The organism is Psychrobacter proteolyticus (assembly GCF_038155145.1).
GTDB lineage: Bacteria > Pseudomonadota > Gammaproteobacteria > Pseudomonadales > Moraxellaceae > Psychrobacter > Psychrobacter proteolyticus_B.
Genome location: NZ_JBAKAY010000006.1, coordinates 128102 through 146408, shown reverse-complemented (window position 1 = coordinate 146408; position 18307 = coordinate 128102). Strand labels below are relative to the sequence as shown.

18 protein-coding genes are annotated in these 18307 nt (G+C 44.2%); 8 read left to right on the top strand and 10 right to left on the bottom strand.

Annotation, left to right across the window (positions count from 1 at the left end; all coding sequences use genetic code 11):
• The first annotated feature begins 274 nt into the window (after window positions 1-274).
• Window positions 275-1405, top strand: a complete 1131-nt coding sequence (locus V6252_RS09255) for an S-(hydroxymethyl)glutathione dehydrogenase/class III alcohol dehydrogenase (protein ID WP_057761290.1) — start codon at window positions 275-277, stop codon at window positions 1403-1405.
• A gap of 125 nt (window positions 1406-1530) precedes the next feature.
• Here V6252_RS09255 and V6252_RS09250 read toward each other — a convergent pair whose 3' ends face one another.
• Both V6252_RS09250 and V6252_RS09245 read right to left on the bottom strand, forming a co-directional pair.
• Entirely contained in the window at window positions 1531-2226 is a 696-nt protein-coding gene (locus tag V6252_RS09250) for a haloacid dehalogenase type II (RefSeq protein WP_341610187.1), read from the bottom strand.
• A 44-nt stretch (window positions 2227-2270) separates the two neighbouring features.
• The gene (locus tag V6252_RS09245; protein ID WP_341610186.1) at window positions 2271-2924 is read right to left on the bottom strand and encodes a DsbA family oxidoreductase; all 654 of its coding nucleotides are present in this window, start codon (window positions 2922-2924) and stop codon (window positions 2271-2273) included.
• Window positions 2925-3313: 389 nt separating this feature from the next.
• Here V6252_RS09245 and nfsB point away from each other — a divergent pair, with 389 nt between their 5' ends.
• The 7 genes from nfsB to V6252_RS09210 all read left to right on the top strand — a co-directional run bounded on the left by nfsB (window position 3314) and on the right by V6252_RS09210 (window position 11184).
• A complete protein-coding gene (gene nfsB / locus V6252_RS09240; protein ID WP_296208523.1) occupies window positions 3314-3970 on the top strand; it encodes an oxygen-insensitive NAD(P)H nitroreductase in 657 nt (218 codons plus the stop codon).
• Between the two features lie 335 nt (window positions 3971-4305).
• Entirely contained in the window at window positions 4306-4962 is a 657-nt protein-coding gene (locus tag V6252_RS09235) for a 2Fe-2S iron-sulfur cluster-binding protein (protein ID WP_341610185.1), read from the top strand.
• Window positions 4959-5951 carry a xanthine dehydrogenase family protein subunit M gene (locus V6252_RS09230; RefSeq protein ID WP_341610184.1) on the top strand — a complete coding sequence of 331 codons (993 nt, stop codon included), beginning with the start codon at window positions 4959-4961 and terminating at the stop codon, window positions 5949-5951. The genes V6252_RS09235 and V6252_RS09230 overlap by 4 nt, the downstream gene beginning before the upstream one ends.
• A 2-nt stretch (window positions 5952-5953) precedes the next feature.
• Complete coding sequence (locus V6252_RS09225; protein WP_341610183.1) at window positions 5954-8392, top strand: xanthine dehydrogenase family protein molybdopterin-binding subunit; 2439 nt, start codon at window positions 5954-5956, stop codon at window positions 8390-8392.
• Between the two features lie 111 nt (window positions 8393-8503).
• Window positions 8504-9841: an XdhC family protein gene (locus V6252_RS09220; RefSeq protein WP_341610182.1), complete on the top strand. Its 1338-nt coding sequence runs from the start codon at window positions 8504-8506 to the stop codon at window positions 9839-9841.
• Window positions 9838-10560: a nucleotidyltransferase family protein gene (locus V6252_RS09215; RefSeq protein WP_341610181.1), complete on the top strand. Its 723-nt coding sequence runs from the start codon at window positions 9838-9840 to the stop codon at window positions 10558-10560. Before V6252_RS09220 ends, V6252_RS09215 begins: the two co-directional genes overlap by 4 nt.
• Window positions 10561-10608: 48 nt before the next feature.
• Window positions 10609-11184, top strand: coding sequence for a GNAT family N-acetyltransferase (locus V6252_RS09210; RefSeq protein WP_341610180.1), 576 nt, complete (start codon window positions 10609-10611; stop codon window positions 11182-11184).
• A gap of 19 nt (window positions 11185-11203) precedes the next feature.
• Here V6252_RS09210 and V6252_RS09205 read toward each other — a convergent pair whose 3' ends face one another.
• The 8 genes from V6252_RS09205 to hutG all read right to left on the bottom strand — a co-directional run bounded on the left by V6252_RS09205 (window position 11204) and on the right by hutG (window position 18286).
• A complete protein-coding gene (locus tag V6252_RS09205; RefSeq protein WP_165598497.1) occupies window positions 11204-11884 on the bottom strand; it encodes a class I SAM-dependent methyltransferase in 681 nt (226 codons plus the stop codon).
• A 433-nt stretch (window positions 11885-12317) separates the two neighbouring features.
• On the bottom strand, window positions 12318-12932 hold the full coding sequence (locus V6252_RS09200) for a hypothetical protein (RefSeq protein WP_341610179.1): 615 nt from the start codon (window positions 12930-12932) through the stop codon (window positions 12318-12320).
• A gap of 140 nt (window positions 12933-13072) precedes the next feature.
• Window positions 13073-13696 carry a hypothetical protein gene (locus tag V6252_RS09195; RefSeq protein ID WP_341610178.1) on the bottom strand — a complete coding sequence of 208 codons (624 nt, stop codon included), beginning with the start codon at window positions 13694-13696 and terminating at the stop codon, window positions 13073-13075.
• A gap of 124 nt (window positions 13697-13820) precedes the next feature.
• Complete coding sequence (locus V6252_RS09190) at window positions 13821-14570, bottom strand: PhnD/SsuA/transferrin family substrate-binding protein (RefSeq protein WP_341610177.1); 750 nt, start codon at window positions 14568-14570, stop codon at window positions 13821-13823.
• Window positions 14571-14573: 3 nt separating this feature from the next.
• Entirely contained in the window at window positions 14574-15068 is a 495-nt protein-coding gene (locus V6252_RS09185) for a PAS domain-containing protein (protein ID WP_341610176.1), read from the bottom strand.
• A gap of 177 nt (window positions 15069-15245) precedes the next feature.
• Window positions 15246-15608: a roadblock/LC7 domain-containing protein gene (locus V6252_RS09180; RefSeq protein WP_179797756.1), complete on the bottom strand. Its 363-nt coding sequence runs from the start codon at window positions 15606-15608 to the stop codon at window positions 15246-15248.
• A 243-nt stretch (window positions 15609-15851) separates the two neighbouring features.
• A complete protein-coding gene (gene hutI / locus V6252_RS09175; protein ID WP_341610275.1) occupies window positions 15852-17135 on the bottom strand; it encodes an imidazolonepropionase in 1284 nt (427 codons plus the stop codon).
• 92 nt (window positions 17136-17227) lie between these two features.
• Window positions 17228-18286, bottom strand: coding sequence for a formimidoylglutamase (hutG, locus tag V6252_RS09170; RefSeq protein ID WP_341610175.1), 1059 nt, complete (start codon window positions 18284-18286; stop codon window positions 17228-17230).
• Between the last annotated feature and the right edge of the window lie 21 nt (window positions 18287-18307).

The following is an 18307-nucleotide window of genomic DNA, read 5'->3' as shown; positions in this document are numbered from 1 at the left end:
AAAGATATTTGCAAATATAGCATATTGTTATCCGCTCAGAAATAAATATAATGGTTAGTATCAATGTAAACAGATGGTGTTTTACTGTCATCGATGCTTGCCTATGTAGGGCAGGCAAGATAAGCTCAGTCTATCTTTATTCGTTTTAACTGTGGATATAGTGAACGCCAAAATCCATAAAATGTGTTAGCAAGTTATTAGAATGGATTGCACTTATAACGCAACTGTCATGTCATCACCCATAAATAACAATCAATTAAAAAGAGAGATTTTTATGTCAGATAAATTTATTAAATCAAAAGCCGCCATCGCGTGGGGTCCAAAGCAGCCACTATCTATCGAAGAAGTGGACGTCATGCTACCGCGCAAAGGCGAAGTATTGGTAAAAATCGTCGCCAGTGGTGTCTGTCACACAGATGCTTTTACCTTATCTGGTGAAGACCCAGAAGGCGTGTTCCCTGCGATTTTGGGTCATGAAGGCGGCGGTATCGTTGAACAAGTTGGCGAAGGCGTGACCAGCGTTCAGGTTGGTGATCATGTCATTCCGTTATACACGGCAGAATGCGGCGTTTGTAAAATGTGCCGCTCAGGAAAAACCAATCTTTGCTCGGCAGTACGCGAGACTCAAGGCAAAGGCTTGATGCCAGATGGCACCACACGTTTCTATAAAGATGGCGAACCTATCTATCATTATATGGGTTGCTCGACTTTCTCTGAGTACACGGTTTTACCAGAGATTTCTTTGGCTAAAGTCAATAAAGAAGCGCCATTAGAAGAAGTTTGCTTGCTTGGTTGCGGTGTGACTACCGGCATGGGCGCGGTCATGAATACTGCAAAAGTCGAAGAGGGCGCTACAGTCGCTATCTTTGGACTGGGCGGTATCGGACTGTCAGCAGTGATTGGTGCTGCCATGGCAAAAGCCAGCCGTATCATTGCGATTGATATCAATGAAAGCAAGTTTGAGTTAGCCAAAAAGCTAGGGGCAACCGACTGTATCAACCCAAAAGATTATGACAAACCAATTCAAGAAGTGATCGTTGAGCTAACCGATGGCGGTGTTGATTATTCATTTGAATGTATCGGTAATGTCGATGTCATGCGTTCAGCGCTAGAGTGTTGCCACAAAGGTTGGGGCGAGTCGGTCATCATTGGTGTGGCCGGTGCTGGACAAGAAATCTCAACCCGTCCATTCCAGTTAGTGACTGGTCGAGTCTGGAAGGGTTCTGCATTTGGCGGTGTAAAAGGTCGCACAGAACTACCAGGTTATGTCGAGCGCTATCTAGCAGGTGAGATTCCTTTACAGGATTTCATCACTCATACGATGCCGATAGAAGACGTCAACGAAGCATTTGACTTGATGCATAAGGGCGAAAGTATCCGTACGGTTGTACACTTCTCAGAGTAGTTAATGACAGCAGTAACGACGTCATTGTCTTAGAAATGCTTTGTTAAAAATAAAAAGGCTGCTTCGATATTGAGGCAGCCTTTTTTTTAATGTTATTTGCACACACGGCTTTGTGATTGAAAGTATCAAGCACTTTTTTTGCTAATGATTTGATCCGCTAATGTCGATAAGTCTGATGCGGTCAAATCTGGAACTGGTACATTGGGCGCGTTTAGCATCGCATTATAAGGACGGGTCAAAAATGCACCGCGACAACCTGCCGCTTGTGCGCCTATGGTATCCCAGAGGTGACAGGCGACAAGGCATAAATCTGACGTATCAACGGCTAGCGTATCAGCCACCAATTGGTAAGTATCAGGTGCTGGCTTGAATTTGCCAACAGTCTCAATACTAAAGTGCTGCTCAAAGAATTGACTGAGTCCTGCTTTTTCTAATGGCGTTGGAGACACACTGCTTGCTGAATTGGTCAGCGTGACCAGTCGAAACCCTGCATCGCGCAAACGAGTCAGGGCTGGCGCTGCATCAGGATGCGCAGGCAACGCGCTCATTCTTTCTTTGAACTCATTGATATCGTCGTCTGTCAAAGTCACTTGTCTGATGTTAGCAACCATTTGCAATGCACCAACGCCGAGCTCGCCAAAAGGCGTATAGAGACCGGATAACGTCATGGTCTGCGAGTACAGTACTAGCTGAGCGAACCATTCTCGCAGCACTCTTTGCTTGCCAAAGACGCGCGTGAATAAAGGCGTTAGCGTGTCGATATCGAGCAGTGTTTCATTGACGTCAAACACAATAATCGAGGGAAAGCGTTCAGAAGACATAAAGTATCCTTTTATAGAATGACATTTTTATAACGTCAGGTGGTTTACTCAGTCATGTTGGCCAATTGCTCTAAAATACTGATGTAGTTCTCGACCCCTTGGGCACCGCTGACCAGATGACGCTCATTAAAGATAATCGCTGGTACACTATGGATGCCTTGCTGTTGCCAATGCTGCTCTTCTGCTCGTACTTCTTTCGCAAAGAACTGACCTTCCAACACTGCCAATGATTCACTACGATCAAGCCCAGTCTCTGCTGCAATATCGGCAAGCACATTGATATCTGAGATATCTCTGTTATTGGTGAAATGCGCAGCAAACAAAGCTTGCTTTAGCTCATGCATGCGGCCTTGCTGATCAGCGAAATGTAGCAGCTGATGCAAGTTAAAGGTGTTGTGCATACGTGTGTCATCATTGAAATTAAATTCAAAGCCAACTTCCTGTCCAGCTTCAGTCATTCTGACTCGGCTAGCATCTGACTCTTGCTTGGTAGAGCCGTACTTCTCGATGATGTGCTCACGTAGGTTTTGACCTTCGCTTGGCATATTTGGGTTTAGCTCAAACGGGTGCCAGTGGATAGTGTGAGCAGTATTGGTTTGCTCAAGCGCTGCTGCCAATTGACGATAGCCGATGACGCACCAAGGGCAGACGACGTCTGAGACGATATCTATTCGGAGTGGTTTTTCTGATGTACTCATATTTCCTCGCGGGTATTATTATTTATGTTTTATTTGAGATGTATAGATAGTGGCATATCAGTTGGAATCAAGCAGATATACCTAGTTATCAGACAACTATAACTAGTTACCATATATCAAGTCAGTTCATACTAAGAGAATGACTAAGTGATTACAATGTAGTCTGCGCAGTCGGTGTCGCCAATTCGGTAGCGTAATTGTAACCATTACCAATAAGAAAGTAGGCGTTTTTGCAATACGCTGACTCAGTCATAACAAAACCTACGAATACTTAACCAAGCAGGCATGGTCATAAAATAGCTTTTTATTTAAAGTGTTTTCGTTGGAATGATAATTGAAGAAAAATTCTAAGAAAGAATAAAAAATTAATATCAATAATGGAGTCACAGATGAAAAATATCACTGAAGCAATGAACTGGCGCTACAGCACAAAAGAGTTTGATACCGATAAGAAAATCTCAGCAGAAGATTTCCAAAGTCTAAAGGATATTTTGCGCCTCAGTCCTTCGAGTACCAATATTCAGCCTTGGCATTTTGTGATTGCTGATGATGAAGCTGGTAAAGCCCGAATCGCAAAAGGTACTGAGGGCATGTATGAGTTCAACGATGCCAAAGTAAAAAGTGCCTCGCACGTCATTGTATTCTGTAGCCGTGTCTATGCTGATGATGAGTTTTTGGATGACATCTTAGAAAAAGAAGATGCAGATGGTCGTTTCGCAGAGCCAAAATTTAAAGAGCAAATGCATCAGACGCGTAAAATGTTTTTAGACATTCGTCGTTATGAGCAAAAGGACGAGCCACATTGGTTGATAGAGCAATTGTATCTCAATATGGGTGCTCTACTACTAGGAGCGGCTACCCTAGGTATTGATGCGGTGCCGATGGAAGGGGCGGATTTGAAAGCACTCGATGAAGAGTTTGATTTACGTAGCAAGGGCTATACGGCTGTGGCGGTCGTGTCGCTTGGTTATCGTAGTAAAGATGATTTTAACGCTGAGTTACCAAAATCACGTTTTGATGAAGAAACAATTATTACGAAAGCATAGCCAGTTATTAGCTAAGCAAAGAACATTTTTAATAGACATATCTACTAAATATTATATGTAAAAAGTCTATTCAAGAGCCTCATAAACTGACTGTTTATGGGGCTTTTTTTATCGAGATTTACTTTGAAATAACGTTAAAAACTGAGGATAAAAAATATACCACCTATTAGCAGCGCTAACATTTCGATACTCCCGCAGATTAGAAACTACACTGGAATCCCTACAAAGTAAAAACAAAACAACTGTTTCCATACGTCATAATAAATTTATTGACGCTGTCATTCTGAAGCGTATTTCACCATTTTATTATGTTCATCTGCCAGCGAGAAGCCAGCATGTCTACTTTGACCTTAACAATCAATAAGCAAGATTATCAGCTCGAGAATCTTGACGCCCGTACGACACTGCTCGACGTCTGTCGTCAGCATTTACAAATTACTGGACCCAAAAAGGGCTGCGACCACGGTCAATGCGGGGCTTGTACCATGCTCATCAATGGACGACGGGTTAACTCTTGTCTGACACTCGCCGTTATGCATGATGGTGATGACATTACAACGATTGAAGGCATTGGAATGCCAGAGTCACTATCGGCATTGCAGCAAGCTTTTAAGGACAATGATGCATTTCAATGCGGGTATTGTACGCCTGGTCAGATTTGTTCAGCGACCGCATTGATAGAAGAAGTAAAGCAAAACTGGCCAAGCCATGTGAGCACCGACTTAAAAAATCCTGATGGTCGCCTTGTACAAGAGATTGCTGAGCGCATGAGCGGTAATATCTGCCGCTGCTCAGCTTATCCAAATATTATCAAAGCCATTTCACAAGTGCTTGAGAGTCAAGTACCAAAGCCTAGTAGTCAAACAGCGGACAACACAGTGCAAAACTCAAGCGTGACAGGTATCTGGTCACCGCCACCGAGCGAGGCGCAACTTGGCAAAACCTCAGCGAATACCAAGACAGCAACTGCTACAACAGGAGGCCGCTCATGAAACGCTTTGAATACAGTCGTGCTGATGCACCAGAGCAAGCGGCAATATCTGCCAGTACTGAGGATGCGTCTTTTATCGCAGGCGGTACCAACTTGTTAGACTTGATGAAATTGGAGATTGAGACGCCAATTAAATTGGTCGATATTACTCGTCTAGAGTTAGAAAAGGTCGAAACCACTGCCGACGGAGGTTTGCGTATCGGTACGCTTGTGACCAATAGTGATTTGGCAGCGCATCCTGAAGTTATTGCCAATTACCCAGTACTGTCCCGAGCGATTTTGGCAGGAGCGACTGGTCAGTTGCGTAATAAAGCAACGACTGGCGGTAACTTCTTACAACGCACACGTTGTTATTATTTTTACCAGACAGACAGCGCTTGCAATAAGCGTGAACCAGGCACAGGTTGTCCTGCTATCAATGGCGAGAATCGTACGCTGGCTATTCTAGGTACGAGCGATGCTTGTATTGCTCAGCATCCATCTGATATGGCAGTGGCGATGCGCTTGCTAGATGCCACTATCGAAACAGTTAAGGCGGACGGCTCGACTCGTACTATCAATGTGAAAGACTTTTATTGTTTACCAAAAGATACGCCGCATATCGAAAACGTATTAGAGGCAGGCGAGTTAATTACTCATGTTGTATTACCTGCGCCTATCAAGGGTATGCATACTTATGACAAAGTGCGAGATCGCGCCTCTTATGCCTTTGCGCTCGTATCCTGTGCAGCAGTGATAGACGCTGATGATAACGGCAATCTGAAAACGGTACGATTGGCATTTGGTGGTATCGGTACTGAGCCATGGCGTAATGAAGAAGTTGAGGCACTGTTAACGGATACCGATGGCAATAGTGACATTATCGCGCAAGCCGCTGATCTGTTATTGAATGATGCCAAAGGTAATGGTCAAAACGACTTTAAGATACCGTTGACGCGTCGCCTACTAAAACAAGTCATTCAGCGCGCACTAGCGGGCGAGGGAGCATAATCATGTCATTATTTGAATCAATCACTCAGTCAGAACCGACCAAAAAAATGACTATGGATGAGCCTGTTGAGTCTTTGTTTAGCACAACAGCGAGCAAACTAGTCGGTAAGCCAATTAACCGTGTTGACGGCTCGCTGAAGGTTAGCGGGCAAGCGCATTATAGTGCCGAAATCTATTTAGACAATAAAGCGTACGGTGTCTTAGTCGGCGCGACCATTGCCAAAGGACAAGTCGAAAATATTGATAGCAGTTCTTTAGACGGCATTCCTGATATTATCAAGGTCGTGACAGATCCTAAGCACTTCTTGCGTAATTCTCAGCAAGGTGGATTAAAAAAAGCCCCAAAGCAGGGAGCGACTGAGATTTTTTATCATGGTCAGCCTATTGCGGTGGTCATCGCTGAAACCTTTGAGGCAGCAACAGAAGGGGCAAATGCGCTTAAAGTCACTTATAAAGATGAGACTGACCAAGCAGCATTGAATTTTACTAAAGAGTTGTCTAACGCCCATGAAGTTGATGAGAAAAAAGGCTCTGACAAAAATTATGTCCAAGGCGATCCTGAGCAAGGATTGGCTGATGCTGAGGTAACGCTTGATCGCTTTTATCATACGCCAAGTCAAAACAGCTCGGCGATGGAGCCACATGCAACATTGGCACATTGGGAAGGTGAGAAACTCGTTCTTTATACGGCTAATCAAATGCTTGCGTCTTGTAAGCAACAAGTCATGGATGCGCTAAACTTAAACAAAGATCAAGTTCAATTAATTGCACACTATGTCGGTGGTGGGTTTGGTAGCAAGCTTGGTATTGCCCCCGAATCTATTGCCGCTGCTATTGCGTCAAAAGATCTTGGTCGTCCAGTATTGATTACCATGACGCGTCCACAGGTGATGGAAGCAACGGTCAGACGCTCGAACACTCGTCAGCGCATTGCAATTGGCTGTGATAAAAATGGCGTTATCGATACGTTAATTCACGATACTATTTCTAGTAATTTGCCAGACGAGGCATTCTTTGAGCCAACTGCTTTGTCTACGCACTATCTATACAGTGGTAAAAACCGCCGTGTAAACTATGAAATGGTTGACATGAACCAAGTATTGTCAGGCTCGATGCGCGCACCTGGCGAAGCGGTCGGTATGATTGCCGTTGAATGTGCGATGGATGAATTGGCTGCGCAATTGGACCTTGATCCTATAGAGCTGCGCCGCCGTAATGAACCAGAAAAAGACCCTAGTAAAGACATTCCATTTTCGACGCGCCAGCTGATTGCCTGTATGGAGCAAGGTGCTGAGCAGTTTGGTTGGAGTAAGCGAAACGCAAAGCCTGCCAGTCAATTAGAAGGCGACTGGTGGATAGGGACGGGCATGGCTGCTGCTGCACGTGGTAATCAGTTACAGTCTTCTGAAGCGCGCGCAACGCTGCAAATCGATAAGTCAAAAGCGCTTGGTGTTAAAGCGGTCATTGAGACAGATATGACAGATATCGGTACTGGGTCTTATACGGTGTTTTCTCAAGTAGCAGCAGATTTATTAGGACTACCTATCGACCATATCGAGATGAAGTTAGGCGATAGTGCTCTGCCGCCTGCATCAGGTTCAGGTGGTAGTTGGGGCGCTGCGAGTGCAGGTAGTGGCGTCTACCTCGCTTGTGAGCAGTTGCGTGAAATGCTAGCAGAAAAAGTCGGTCTATACCCTGATACGATTCAGTTAGATAATGGTCAAATTAAGCAAGTAGGTAAGCATAATCTGACTGTGGTAGAGGCAGCCAAAGAGAACGGTCAAGCGTTCACTGATAGCACTATTGATAAAATATCTGAAACGACCGGAGTCTCATTTTCAGAGAATGTATTAGAAGAACAGTCAGAATCAGAAAAATATGATTTTGACAATACAAAATCATATGCGCTTGCTGACGTGGTCGCAGGCTATGAGGAACACAAAGTCAGTGCCAAAGGACAGATAAAGCCAGGTAAAAATGGTAAGAAGTATCGTCAGTCCTCTTTTGGTGCAAACTTTGCTGAAGTGGCCGTGCATAAAGTCACGGGTGAAATTCGAGTGAAACGTATGACAGGCGCATTCGCCGCTGGTCGTATTCTTAACCATAAAACAGCGACTTCGCAATGCTATGGCGGCATGGTGTTTGGTATTGGCTCAGCGTTGATGGAAGAGGTCATCCACGATAAACGTGACGGTCGCCTATGCAACCATGACCTCGCTGAATATCATGTGCCAGTCAATGCCGACGTACCACAGCTAGATGTGATATTGGTTGAAGAGGATGATCCTTATACCAACCCGATGCATATCAAAGGTATTGGTGAGACAGCTATTGCTGGCGCTGCCGCTGCGATTGCTAACGCTGTATACAATGCCGTCGGCGTACGTGTTTATGATTTTCCGATTACTCTCGATAAGCTGCTTTACGAGATGCCAGAGTAATTTTTTAAGCCATATGTACGACAGGAACCCGCTTAATGAGCGGGTTTTTATAACTCAATCAGCAGTATATTTCGTCATTTTCAAGAAAATAACTACCAAATAAGAGGCGTTATGAATCAGGTCGCTGACATTCTTAAGCTGGCAATCAAAGCTAAGCAACAAGGTATTGATGCTGTATTGGCAACGGTCGTACGTACTGAAGGCTCGGCATATCGCCGTGCTGGCGCGATGATGATTATCTGTGAGGATGGTCGATCAGTTGGGATGATTAGTGGTGGTTGCTTGGAGCCGCACATCATCAAACGTGCCTTTTGGCTTACTCGTAACGGTGCCAATGTGCAAGTTTATCAGACGGGTGATGATATTCAATATGCTGACGAAGGCCAAGCGCAAGCGGGTGCGAGGGAAACTAAGTCTGATATATATGATGAGCCAGGTAGCGATTTAGATGATGATTTAAATAGCGGTTTAGATGAAGCGGACTTTGATGAGCTAAATTTCGGATTGGGCTGTAATGGGCGAGTGCATGTATTGTTTGAGCGACTAACGACAGCAACGCCATTGCTAGAGACCATCCGTAATGTTCGACGCACTCAGCAGCCGATTACTATAGCGACTTTAATTCGTGTTAATGACTATCAGCATCAAGATTCTATATCGCAAAACAGTGATAATTTGCGAACTGGGATGAGAGTTAATTTAGATGAATACTGCAATTTAGGAGGTATTTCTGCACAAGGGAAAACAACGTTTTCAAGCATACTTACCAATACTGTAGAAGAGTTAGCACAGTATAAGCTGTCTGATAAAAATGCCGAATATGTGACGGTGGAAAACGGCGAGGTAACAACAGAGTGGCTTGTACAACGCCTGCAACCACAATTGCGTCTATTGATTTGCGGCGCAGGTAACGACGTGATGCCACTGGTGACCATGGCTAAACTACAAGATTGGCATGTGACGGTCGTAGACAGTCGCGCGCAATATGCAACTCGTATGCGGTTTCCTCAAGCAGACGTTGTGATGTCACTATCTTTAGGTGACAGTGAGGCTTTGCTTAAGCTGAGCAATAACGCAGCAGTTGCTCTGATGTCACACAGCTTGAGTCAAGATCGCGCGCGGCTAGCGATACTGCTCGAGCATCCAGACAATTATACATACTTAGGACAGTTAGGGCCGCGATATCGTACCGAACGCTTGATTAATGAAATCAGCATGAACCTTAGCAATCCTGCTATGTTAGAAGCGGGCATTCATAAACTACATTACCCGATTGGTTATAAACTGGGTGGAGATGGCCCTGAGGCACTCGCGCTCGGTATCATGGCACAGATTAATGCGGTTATGTACAATCAAGACGCTCCAGTAAATAGTTCACAAAGTAATCTCTCAAATATCCCAGCGGTGAGTAGCAATACTAATGCCAATACTGTCCAGAGTGGTGTATGAGAAAGAGTATATTTACAGAGGGTACTGAACATACAGAAAGTACTGAACAGCAGAGTCAAAATCATGCGGTCATTATCTTGGCAAGTGGCCTTAGTCAGCGTCTTGGTCAACCTAAGCAGGTACTCGTTAAGAGTGGCGAGCCGTTGATTACTTATATGACTCGACTGGCAATAACCACCAATCCGCAAGTTATTGTCATTGTCATTCCTGATAACCATCTTTTGATTGCTAGTGCGATTACAGCGTTGGCCAATCAATATCCAATGGTTCAAATAGTGGTGAACTCACAAGCTGATACTGGTATGGCGCATAGTTTGAGTCTGGGTATTGAGACAATTGCTGCTATTGAATCGACTGTAATCGATCGAGTGGTTATCATGGGAGTCGATCAAATATTATTAGATGAGCCCCATTTAACGGCTTTGCTAGCGGGCAAGCAGACGGTAGTGGCCAGTCGCTATCACAATTGGCGACGTTTAGAAAAACATCAAAATCGAGATGAAAAGGTATCTGATATCATAGGGCTGCCTTTAGCAATTGACTATAAACTGCTTAGACAGTGGCAGTCAGAATTGATAGGAGATAAAGGGCTTCGTCACCTCATTAGAGGGTTGCCCACTGATCAAGTAGGTGAGGTCGATAATGACCAACTCAGCTACGATATTGATACGCCCGAGCAGCTAGCATTTGCCAAACAAAAAGGCTGGCTTGATAGCTAACCTGATTAATTTAATTGATTTTGAACAGTATTCCTTCTGAACAATAAAATGCGAGAGAATAAAATTATAAATACGATAGAAACCGAACGACTGTACCTACGACAGTGGCAAGCGAGCGACTTTGCGCCATTCGCTGAGATGAATGCTAACTCTAGAGTAATGGAATACTTTCCTAAGTTATTAACTACTTCGATGAGTAATGCTATCGCCAAAAAATGCCAGTCACTGATTAATGATAATGGTTGGGGTTTTTGGGCGGTCAGTCTAAAAGAGACAGATACTTTTATCGGTATGGTTGGGTTAAATAACGCGCATGCCGATATGCCGTTTTCTCCTGCTATCGAGATTGCTTGGCGCTTAGATAATGACTATTGGGGATTAGGGTATGCGACTGAAGCTGCCCGAGCATCTCTGAATTTTGCCTTTGTTGAGTTAGGGATTGAGGAAGTAGTTTCATTTACAGCAGTCATTAATAAGCGCTCACAATTGGTTATGGAGCGCCTTGGTATGACCAATACACAAGAAAACTTCTATCACCCTATGATTAATCCTAATCATCGGCTCGCTGAGCATGTGCTGTACAAAATTACGCGGCAGCAGTGGCAGGATACAGTGCTCACTTAATTGCATTGACGGCTGGCTTTTACTCTGTTTGGCTACTATTATCTCGCGAAAACGTCAAAATATGCCCTTTAAATGGTAAGTCTAGGTAAGTAGTGTTCTCAGGTTTTACATGCTTACTACTAAAGCCAAACTCAGTCATCTTGTTGGTTAGCTTGTTTTTGCGACCGCGACCAGGATCGACCACGATGACCTCGCAAGTCGGCATAGCATGACGGTCAATGAACTCAGCCAATATATCAATGTGTTGGTCTTCATAGAGTAAGTCACTACCGATAATCATATCAAACTTACCAAGATGGCTATTGTCCTCTGCCCAATCTAAACGCTCAAAATTAATCTCTTTGTTATTATTCAGCGTGGTATTCCTATCAAGGAAATACTCAACCGTTGGGTGGTAGTCAGTCGCTGTGATGTCCGCATGTCTATGATTCAGTAGCAAACTAGAGAGCGCCATACCGCAGCCAACTTCCAAGATACGTTTGCCTGCAATGTCATAGTCGAGCATATGATTGGCTAGCACCAAGCTTGATGGCCATATAACCCCAAACATCGGCCAAGAAGCAGAGCAGATGCCCAAATTTAACGCTTCGTCATCAGGGTCACTAAATTGTTGATTGTCACGTAGTGTGCAAATATGAATGTCGGTATTGCCAATTTCAATCGTTTGATAACGCACGCGCACAGTGGTCAGCGAAGTCATAAACTGTCCTAAAAAATAAGCAAGAATGCAAGTTTTGGCAGGGGTTGCCGATTTCGGTAGGGTACGACGTTGGAAAAGATAGTTAAAATATTGGAAGCGGTATAGATGTTTGAAAAGTTAGAGATTTGTGGCAACTTAAGTTGTGGTAACTTAAGTTGTGGCAAGAAAACACCTAAGCGTGTGAGGAGAGTATGACCTAAATTCTGACAAGTTATTGTTAATTCTGAGAGTATTGTTATTGCTGCGTAGAATTGGCTGATATCAAAGAGTGATAGAGATAAAGATGGTACGAAAATTTTCGTATAAGCATAAGTAGTGCGCTTAATTTGAGCTAAACGCATTGCTTATGCTCGCGTAAAAGATAAAGCTTGAGCCTTAAATCAGTCGATGCAACGGAATGAATTAAGCGAGTTAAATCAGTTAAGCAACCTCCTTAGTTAAGAAATTTCAATCCAGACGTTTTGAGTGCCCATACCAGCTCGACAAAAGCCCGACTATTGGTCAAAGGTTCGCCATCGATGATGAGAACGTAGCCTGCATTATCTATCCATAAAAACACAAAGCTGGTCTCAGGAATGAGTAGGTCAACCTGCTGAAAAAACGAGATTGCCTGACTCTCTACTGCCCATCCACGTTGCTTTTGGCGGAGCATAAAGCCTGAAAAATCAGCGGCGGCGACACTGAGCATGTCCGCTTCTTCTTGACTATAGCCAACTCGCGCTAAACAAAACCCTTCATCAGATCCAATCGCGGCTCGGCGTTTACCAGATAAGCTTGCCACGACATAAGGCAAAAACTGGTCTAATGGCAAGTTAGGCGCTGGTAAAAACAGCGTCAGCTTTTCAATCCAGCCTTGTTCTATAAAGCTCTGTAGCCATTGTTCAGAATAACGCTGAAGCCAGTCAGCAGCGAGCAGTGTCTGATCATAAGACAGCAAATCCTGTAATGCCAACTGCTCATTAGTTGGTTCGTTCTGTGAAAACGCCTCAAAAATACCAGCTGGCGTCAGGGTAAGATAGGTTTTATCAGCATTTAAGTAAGAGGACATAGTAACTACCATTATGATAAAAGTGATTAATAAGTGACAAATTAGGCTTTCATATCGTTGAGTTCAAATAATTTCGATACAAGGAAACCGAGCGTAAGTTATACATTAGTATGCTTAGCGAGGATGACGATGTAGCGGATTTATATGGATTTGACTATAGTTTGATCGAGATGTTGTTGGCAGTTGTCCCAACGCGCATCGAACTGCCAATCACTTCTACCCAAACGGAACCACACCAGCGAAAATGCGAGACGATCATTGCGTGCAGTACAATGGGCAAAAAACTCATTTTCGATTTGCTCGATCGTACCCCAGTCTTCGTCATCGCGCGCTTGCATCAGCTCAGTGGTGATGTCTTTAGCGATTTCTCGGGCATCATCGCTGCTGATACGTAGACGTTGCTTTTGCTCATTGAGAGAAGGGGATATCAGCACACTCCAACGAGTGGCCAACATACTATTGCGCTGGATGTATCTTTTTTTATCAATGCACTCGCGAAAGCCTTGTTGGACATGAGGATACAAACGATCTTTGATACGAGTAAATAGATTGTTTACATCATATGGGATATCAAACCAGCACCCATAAAAAAAGTCAGCCACTGCACCCTGTAGCGGTTCTTTCTCCGTCAACAGTAACGCTGCATTGATACGCTGCTCATGAAAATGACGGTTATTGGGTGCCAAAAATACTTTACGAGAGTAAAACCGAAATACTCGGTGTGCGACTCTTTCATTTTCTTTGATCAGGTCTGAATCAGACATAATAATACCCTCCTATCATCGCTATTATTACAACGGTGCTTGCTTCAGTGATAATGATGTCATACGACAAACGATGACTTCATCTCGCAAAATAGCGCTTGATATCAATACAATGGTTGAGCGACTAATCCAATAACGTTTGCATCAAATCAATCATAAACTCGGCATCTTCTTCGCTCATTGGCTCAAATCCTTGAGGCATGCCGAGCTCAGCCAAGGCTTCTTTACCATCTGCATCGTTGTGCAAATTGAGGATGGCTTCTAGGAAGATTTGCGCATCGGGAAAGTCTTCTTTAACAAGGAGTACATGACTGATATCAGCCAAGTCACTTTCGATAAGTACTGATAGCTGAGTCTTGGTCAAACGTGAAAAGCTATGAAATATCTCTGCCAAGAAAAATGCGACTTGGGCTTCACCTTTAATGACTTTTCGGGCAGCCGCTTGATAGGTCTCGGTCACATCCCAGTTGAGATCAGAGGCTTCTATATCGACGGCTTCTAGCAAGCGCAAACCAATCAGTTTGACATCTCGGTTGTCGGCCATCGCGACAGTAGCCCCTGCTTGAATGTCTTCCAAACGGCTGATAGTACTATTGGCAGAGGCTGCAATGATCATCTCGTCAGATTTACCGATAGGTCGGGCAATGGCTCGATAGCCTTGCTCGCGGATGAGAGTGGCTGCATCAAAAGGGTTGGCGTAAATGACTTGAATGTCACCAGCATCAATGACCTGCTCTTGCTCAGCGTGAGAGGCAGGGATATTGAGATGCATGTTTAAGTTGGCACGTTTTTGAATCAAGGTGTTGAACATGTGCCAGCCTGCAAAGCGATCAGGCGAGAAATCAGGGGCGATTAACATATTGTGTGTCGTCATGACTTAGCCTTCCTCATCTTGTTTCATTTGGGCATATTGAGTCATCGCCGCTTCAATTTTGCTGCGTGATGGTTTGCGTCGTACCGAGGTGTAACCGACGGTTTCGCCGCGACGCACGTTAGGCACCACAGTGGCATAGACCCAATAATGACTTCCGTCTTTGCATAAATTTTTGACATAGCCATGCCATTTTTGTCCAGACTTGGCAGTATTCCATAAGTCTTTATAGGCGGCTTTTGGCATATCAGGATGCCGCAAAATATAGTGCTGTTGGCCAATCAATTCATCTACATGATAGCCACTGATTTCGACGAAGGCATCGTTGACGTGAGTGATGATACCGTCGAGATTGGTACGCGAGACAATTAGCTTACCGTCTGGGTAGGGGCGTTCTATACCAGTATCATAGACAGTTCGTGAGGTGCCATCATGATAAGTCATCGTGATTTGCTCAGCAGGCATATCGGGTTTGTGTGCATCGGGGATTGGAGAACCCATGGTCATCTCCTTCGTTGATCGTTATATCGTCAATCCTCTATAAATTGGATACGGTGTCAGCCTTGCTTAGCCTACTACTTGTAGTACTTTCACTCGGCTTTCTTGTATCCAAATTATATTGAACCAACTATGTTTATAGTAATTAAAAAGCTAATAAATTCGATAAGCAGTCGCCAATCAAATGAGCTTTGCCAACGCTTCTGAAGCACGCTTAATATCTAGGAATATCAAGCCAAGCTTGGCGTTGGGTTTTGCCATGATGGTAAGTACCGCTTCATCGCCTGATGAGGTCATGATCACATAGCCTTTTTCGCCTTGAATCATGATGCGATCAATACCACCGCGTGCCAACTCGCGTCCTGCACGATCACCCAATGATAATAATGCTGCTGACATAGCACCCACGCGATCTTCATCCACGCCGGTTGGTAGAGCTGAAGCAATCATAAGACCATCGTTAGAGATTAGGGCAGATGCTTCAACATCTGCTGATGAACTGTTTAAGTCTTCCAATATCTGCTGAAATGAATCTGTACGCATATCGCTTTCTCTGTACTGTTTGTTAATTTTTATTTATGAACTATAGTTAGCCAAAAATAACCCTGTTTAAAAAAGGGTATTATAAATCCTTACTAATAATATTGATATAGTAAATCCCTATTTAAAGTGAGGTTATTGATATTTTTTTCTTCAATTTCATAAAACTTGCATATTGTTATTAAAAAAGCCCCAATCACTCAATGATTGGGGCTTTTTTAATTGTGATAAATAGAGATAGATTGATTATATTGTGTCGCGCCACTTACCTTGAACCATGATGCCTTGAATGGGATTTAGCCCCATCTGGTAGGCCAAGTCAGCAGGACGGGCGATATCCCACAGTGCTAAATCAGCATCACAGCCTACTTCGATTTTTCCTTTATTAGGTAGCCCTAACGCCTGTGCTGCATAGACGGTCGAGCCTGCTAATACTTCTTCAGGCGTGAGGTAAAATAGCGTACAGCCCATATTCATCGTCAATAAAAGCGACGTCAATGGTGAAGTGCCAGGATTACAGTCGGTTGAAATAGCTATAGGAACTTGGTGTTTGCGCAAAGCCTCAATCGGCGGCAACTTAGTGTCACGTAGCGTATAAAATGCCCCTGGCAATATCACGGCAACGGTATTGCTAGCCGCCATTTTTTTGATGTCTTCTTCTGACAAGTGCTCTAGATGGTCGCTCGATAGCCCTTTATATTCAGCAACTAAAGCACTACCGCCTATATCAGACAGCTGCTCAGAGTGCAGTTTGACTGGTAGATTTAATGAGCGAGCTACTTCAAACACTCGTCTGATTTGCTCAGTACTAAAAGCGATATTTTCACAGAAACCGTCGACTGCATCAACCAAACCTTCTGAATGCAGAATTGGCAGCCACTCGCAAACTTGCTCAATATAGTCATCTGCATGATTTTTATACTCAGGTGGCAAGGCATGAGCTGCTAGATAAGTGGTGCTCACATGAATGTCGTATTTTTCTCCCAGTTGACGAGCGACCGTGAGCATTTTGCGCTCAGTGTCTAAGTCTAAGCCATAACCAGACTTGATTTCGATACTGGTGACGCCTTCTTTCATAAGTGCGAGTAAACGTTTTTCGCTTTGTGCAAATAGCGATTCAATACTGGCAGCGCGGGTAGCACTGACAGTCGCAACAATACCACCACCTTGTGCAGCAATGTCTTGATAACTAACACCTTGCAATCGCGCTTCGAACTCATTGCTGCGGTTGCCGCCATAGACAATGTGCGTATGACAATCGATAAGCCCGGGGGTTATCCATTTACCATTTACATCCGTGATTTGGCTATCTTGATATTTAGGCAAATGAGCAGTGACTTGATCCTGTGTACCAATCCAAGCGATTTTGCCGTTTTTAATACCGATGGCCGCATTGTGTAGCTGACCATATGGGATGCTATCAGCATCTTCGTTTTCATAAATATTAAAACCATGCTGCGCTGAAAAGGTCGCAATATTGGCGTTAATAATGATGTGGTCAAATGATGTCATAGTAGACTCGTCTAGCATCTGTTCTGTAGAGTTTTTCAATACGGAGTTCTTTGATTTATTCATAATATGCTCCTGATTTTTGTGAAGTCGATGCTCTTTGTTGGCAAGATCTAAGCGCTAAGTAAGTGCTGCTCTACAATAGTCGCTAGTAAGCGAGCAGCAACTTTGCAGCTACGACTGTCAATATCAAAGGTAGGATTGATTTCAGCAATGTCTGCGATTTTTACTTTGCCTGATGCCATAATGGTTTTGACCATACGCTCAACAAAACCAAGATTAATGCCGTAAGCAGCTGGGGCACTCACACCGGGCACGACACCAGAGGGGAGGCAGTCCATATCGATGGTTAAATATACGATATCGACCTGATCTACAAAGCTCTTGACCCGCTCAGCAAGTGTATCCCAAGGCTGATAATGACACTCTTCATCACTGATGACCTGTACGTCCAATTGCTCAGCACGATCGAAAAGCGCCGCCGTATTAGAGAACCGACTGACGCCGATACAGCAATAATGAAAGGGCTGATTGTGTGCATCAAGATGCTCGGCAATCTGGCGAAACGGTGTACCAGAAGTTGCTACATCCGACTGACGAATATCAAGATGGGCATCAAAATTAATAATTCCGATAGTAGGTGCTGTGTTTGTGCTGATAGTTGCTTCGCTTGTATTTTCTAAGGCCTGCCATAATCCTAAAAAGCTACCATAAGCAATGGCATGACCACCGCCAAGCCCGATGGGTAGACCACCTTGCTTGACGATTGTACTCACTGCATCGGCATATTTGAGCTGAGCTTGCTCAAGAGAGCTGTCGGCAAAGCCATCATTATCATCACAATGAATGTCGCCAGCATCACCCAATAAGGTTGATAATTGTCCATCAAAACGTTGTTGCAATTCAGCGATGACTGGCAGCGTAGCAAAAGCTCGACGAATCAATGGCGGGGCAGCTCTAGCACCTACGCGGCCTTGATTGCGTCTGACGCCTTGATCACACGCAAAACCAACCAACCCAATATATTGAGCCTCATAAGGCTGAGCAAGCTGATACCAATAGCGGGCACGCGCAGTCTCGAATGGCTCTGCACGTCCTGTCCACTGGCTCATATCAGCAGGTGTATAGCTAATACGTGTGGTATTCGGTGTTGTTGTTCTCGCTATTGTCATCGCTGCTCTCCGCTTATTGAT

Excerpts from the sequence above, each read along its gene's own strand:
- V6252_RS09245 (WP_341610186.1), bottom strand. The coding sequence starts at position 2,924 with ATGAGTACATCAGAAAAACCACTCCGAATAGATATCGTCTCAGACGTC.
- V6252_RS09200 (WP_341610179.1), bottom strand. The coding sequence starts at position 12,932 with ATGTCCTCTTACTTAAATGCTGATAAAACCTATCTTACCCTGACGCCA.
- hutI (WP_341610275.1), bottom strand. The coding sequence starts at position 17,135 with ATGCTAGACGAGTCTACTATGACATCATTTGACCACATCATTATTAAC.
- V6252_RS09255 (WP_057761290.1), top strand. The coding sequence starts at position 275 with ATGTCAGATAAATTTATTAAATCAAAAGCCGCCATCGCGTGGGGTCCA.
- hutG (WP_341610175.1), bottom strand. The coding sequence starts at position 18,286 with ATGACAATAGCGAGAACAACAACACCGAATACCACACGTATTAGCTAT.
- V6252_RS09220 (WP_341610182.1), top strand. The coding sequence starts at position 8,504 with ATGAATCAGGTCGCTGACATTCTTAAGCTGGCAATCAAAGCTAAGCAA.
- V6252_RS09210 (WP_341610180.1), top strand. The coding sequence starts at position 10,609 with ATGCGAGAGAATAAAATTATAAATACGATAGAAACCGAACGACTGTAC.
- V6252_RS09225 (WP_341610183.1), top strand. The coding sequence starts at position 5,954 with ATGTCATTATTTGAATCAATCACTCAGTCAGAACCGACCAAAAAAATG.
- V6252_RS09235 (WP_341610185.1), top strand. The coding sequence starts at position 4,306 with ATGTCTACTTTGACCTTAACAATCAATAAGCAAGATTATCAGCTCGAG.
- V6252_RS09230 (WP_341610184.1), top strand. The coding sequence starts at position 4,959 with ATGAAACGCTTTGAATACAGTCGTGCTGATGCACCAGAGCAAGCGGCA.
- V6252_RS09185 (WP_341610176.1), bottom strand. The coding sequence starts at position 15,068 with ATGGGTTCTCCAATCCCCGATGCACACAAACCCGATATGCCTGCTGAG.
- V6252_RS09205 (WP_165598497.1), bottom strand. The coding sequence starts at position 11,884 with ATGACTTCGCTGACCACTGTGCGCGTGCGTTATCAAACGATTGAAATT.
- V6252_RS09190 (WP_341610177.1), bottom strand. The coding sequence starts at position 14,570 with ATGACGACACACAATATGTTAATCGCCCCTGATTTCTCGCCTGATCGC.
- V6252_RS09180 (WP_179797756.1), bottom strand. The coding sequence starts at position 15,608 with ATGCGTACAGATTCATTTCAGCAGATATTGGAAGACTTAAACAGTTCA.
- V6252_RS09215 (WP_341610181.1), top strand. The coding sequence starts at position 9,838 with ATGAGAAAGAGTATATTTACAGAGGGTACTGAACATACAGAAAGTACT.
- V6252_RS09195 (WP_341610178.1), bottom strand. The coding sequence starts at position 13,696 with ATGTCTGATTCAGACCTGATCAAAGAAAATGAAAGAGTCGCACACCGA.
- V6252_RS09250 (WP_341610187.1), bottom strand. The coding sequence starts at position 2,226 with ATGTCTTCTGAACGCTTTCCCTCGATTATTGTGTTTGACGTCAATGAA.
- nfsB (WP_296208523.1), top strand. The coding sequence starts at position 3,314 with ATGAAAAATATCACTGAAGCAATGAACTGGCGCTACAGCACAAAAGAG.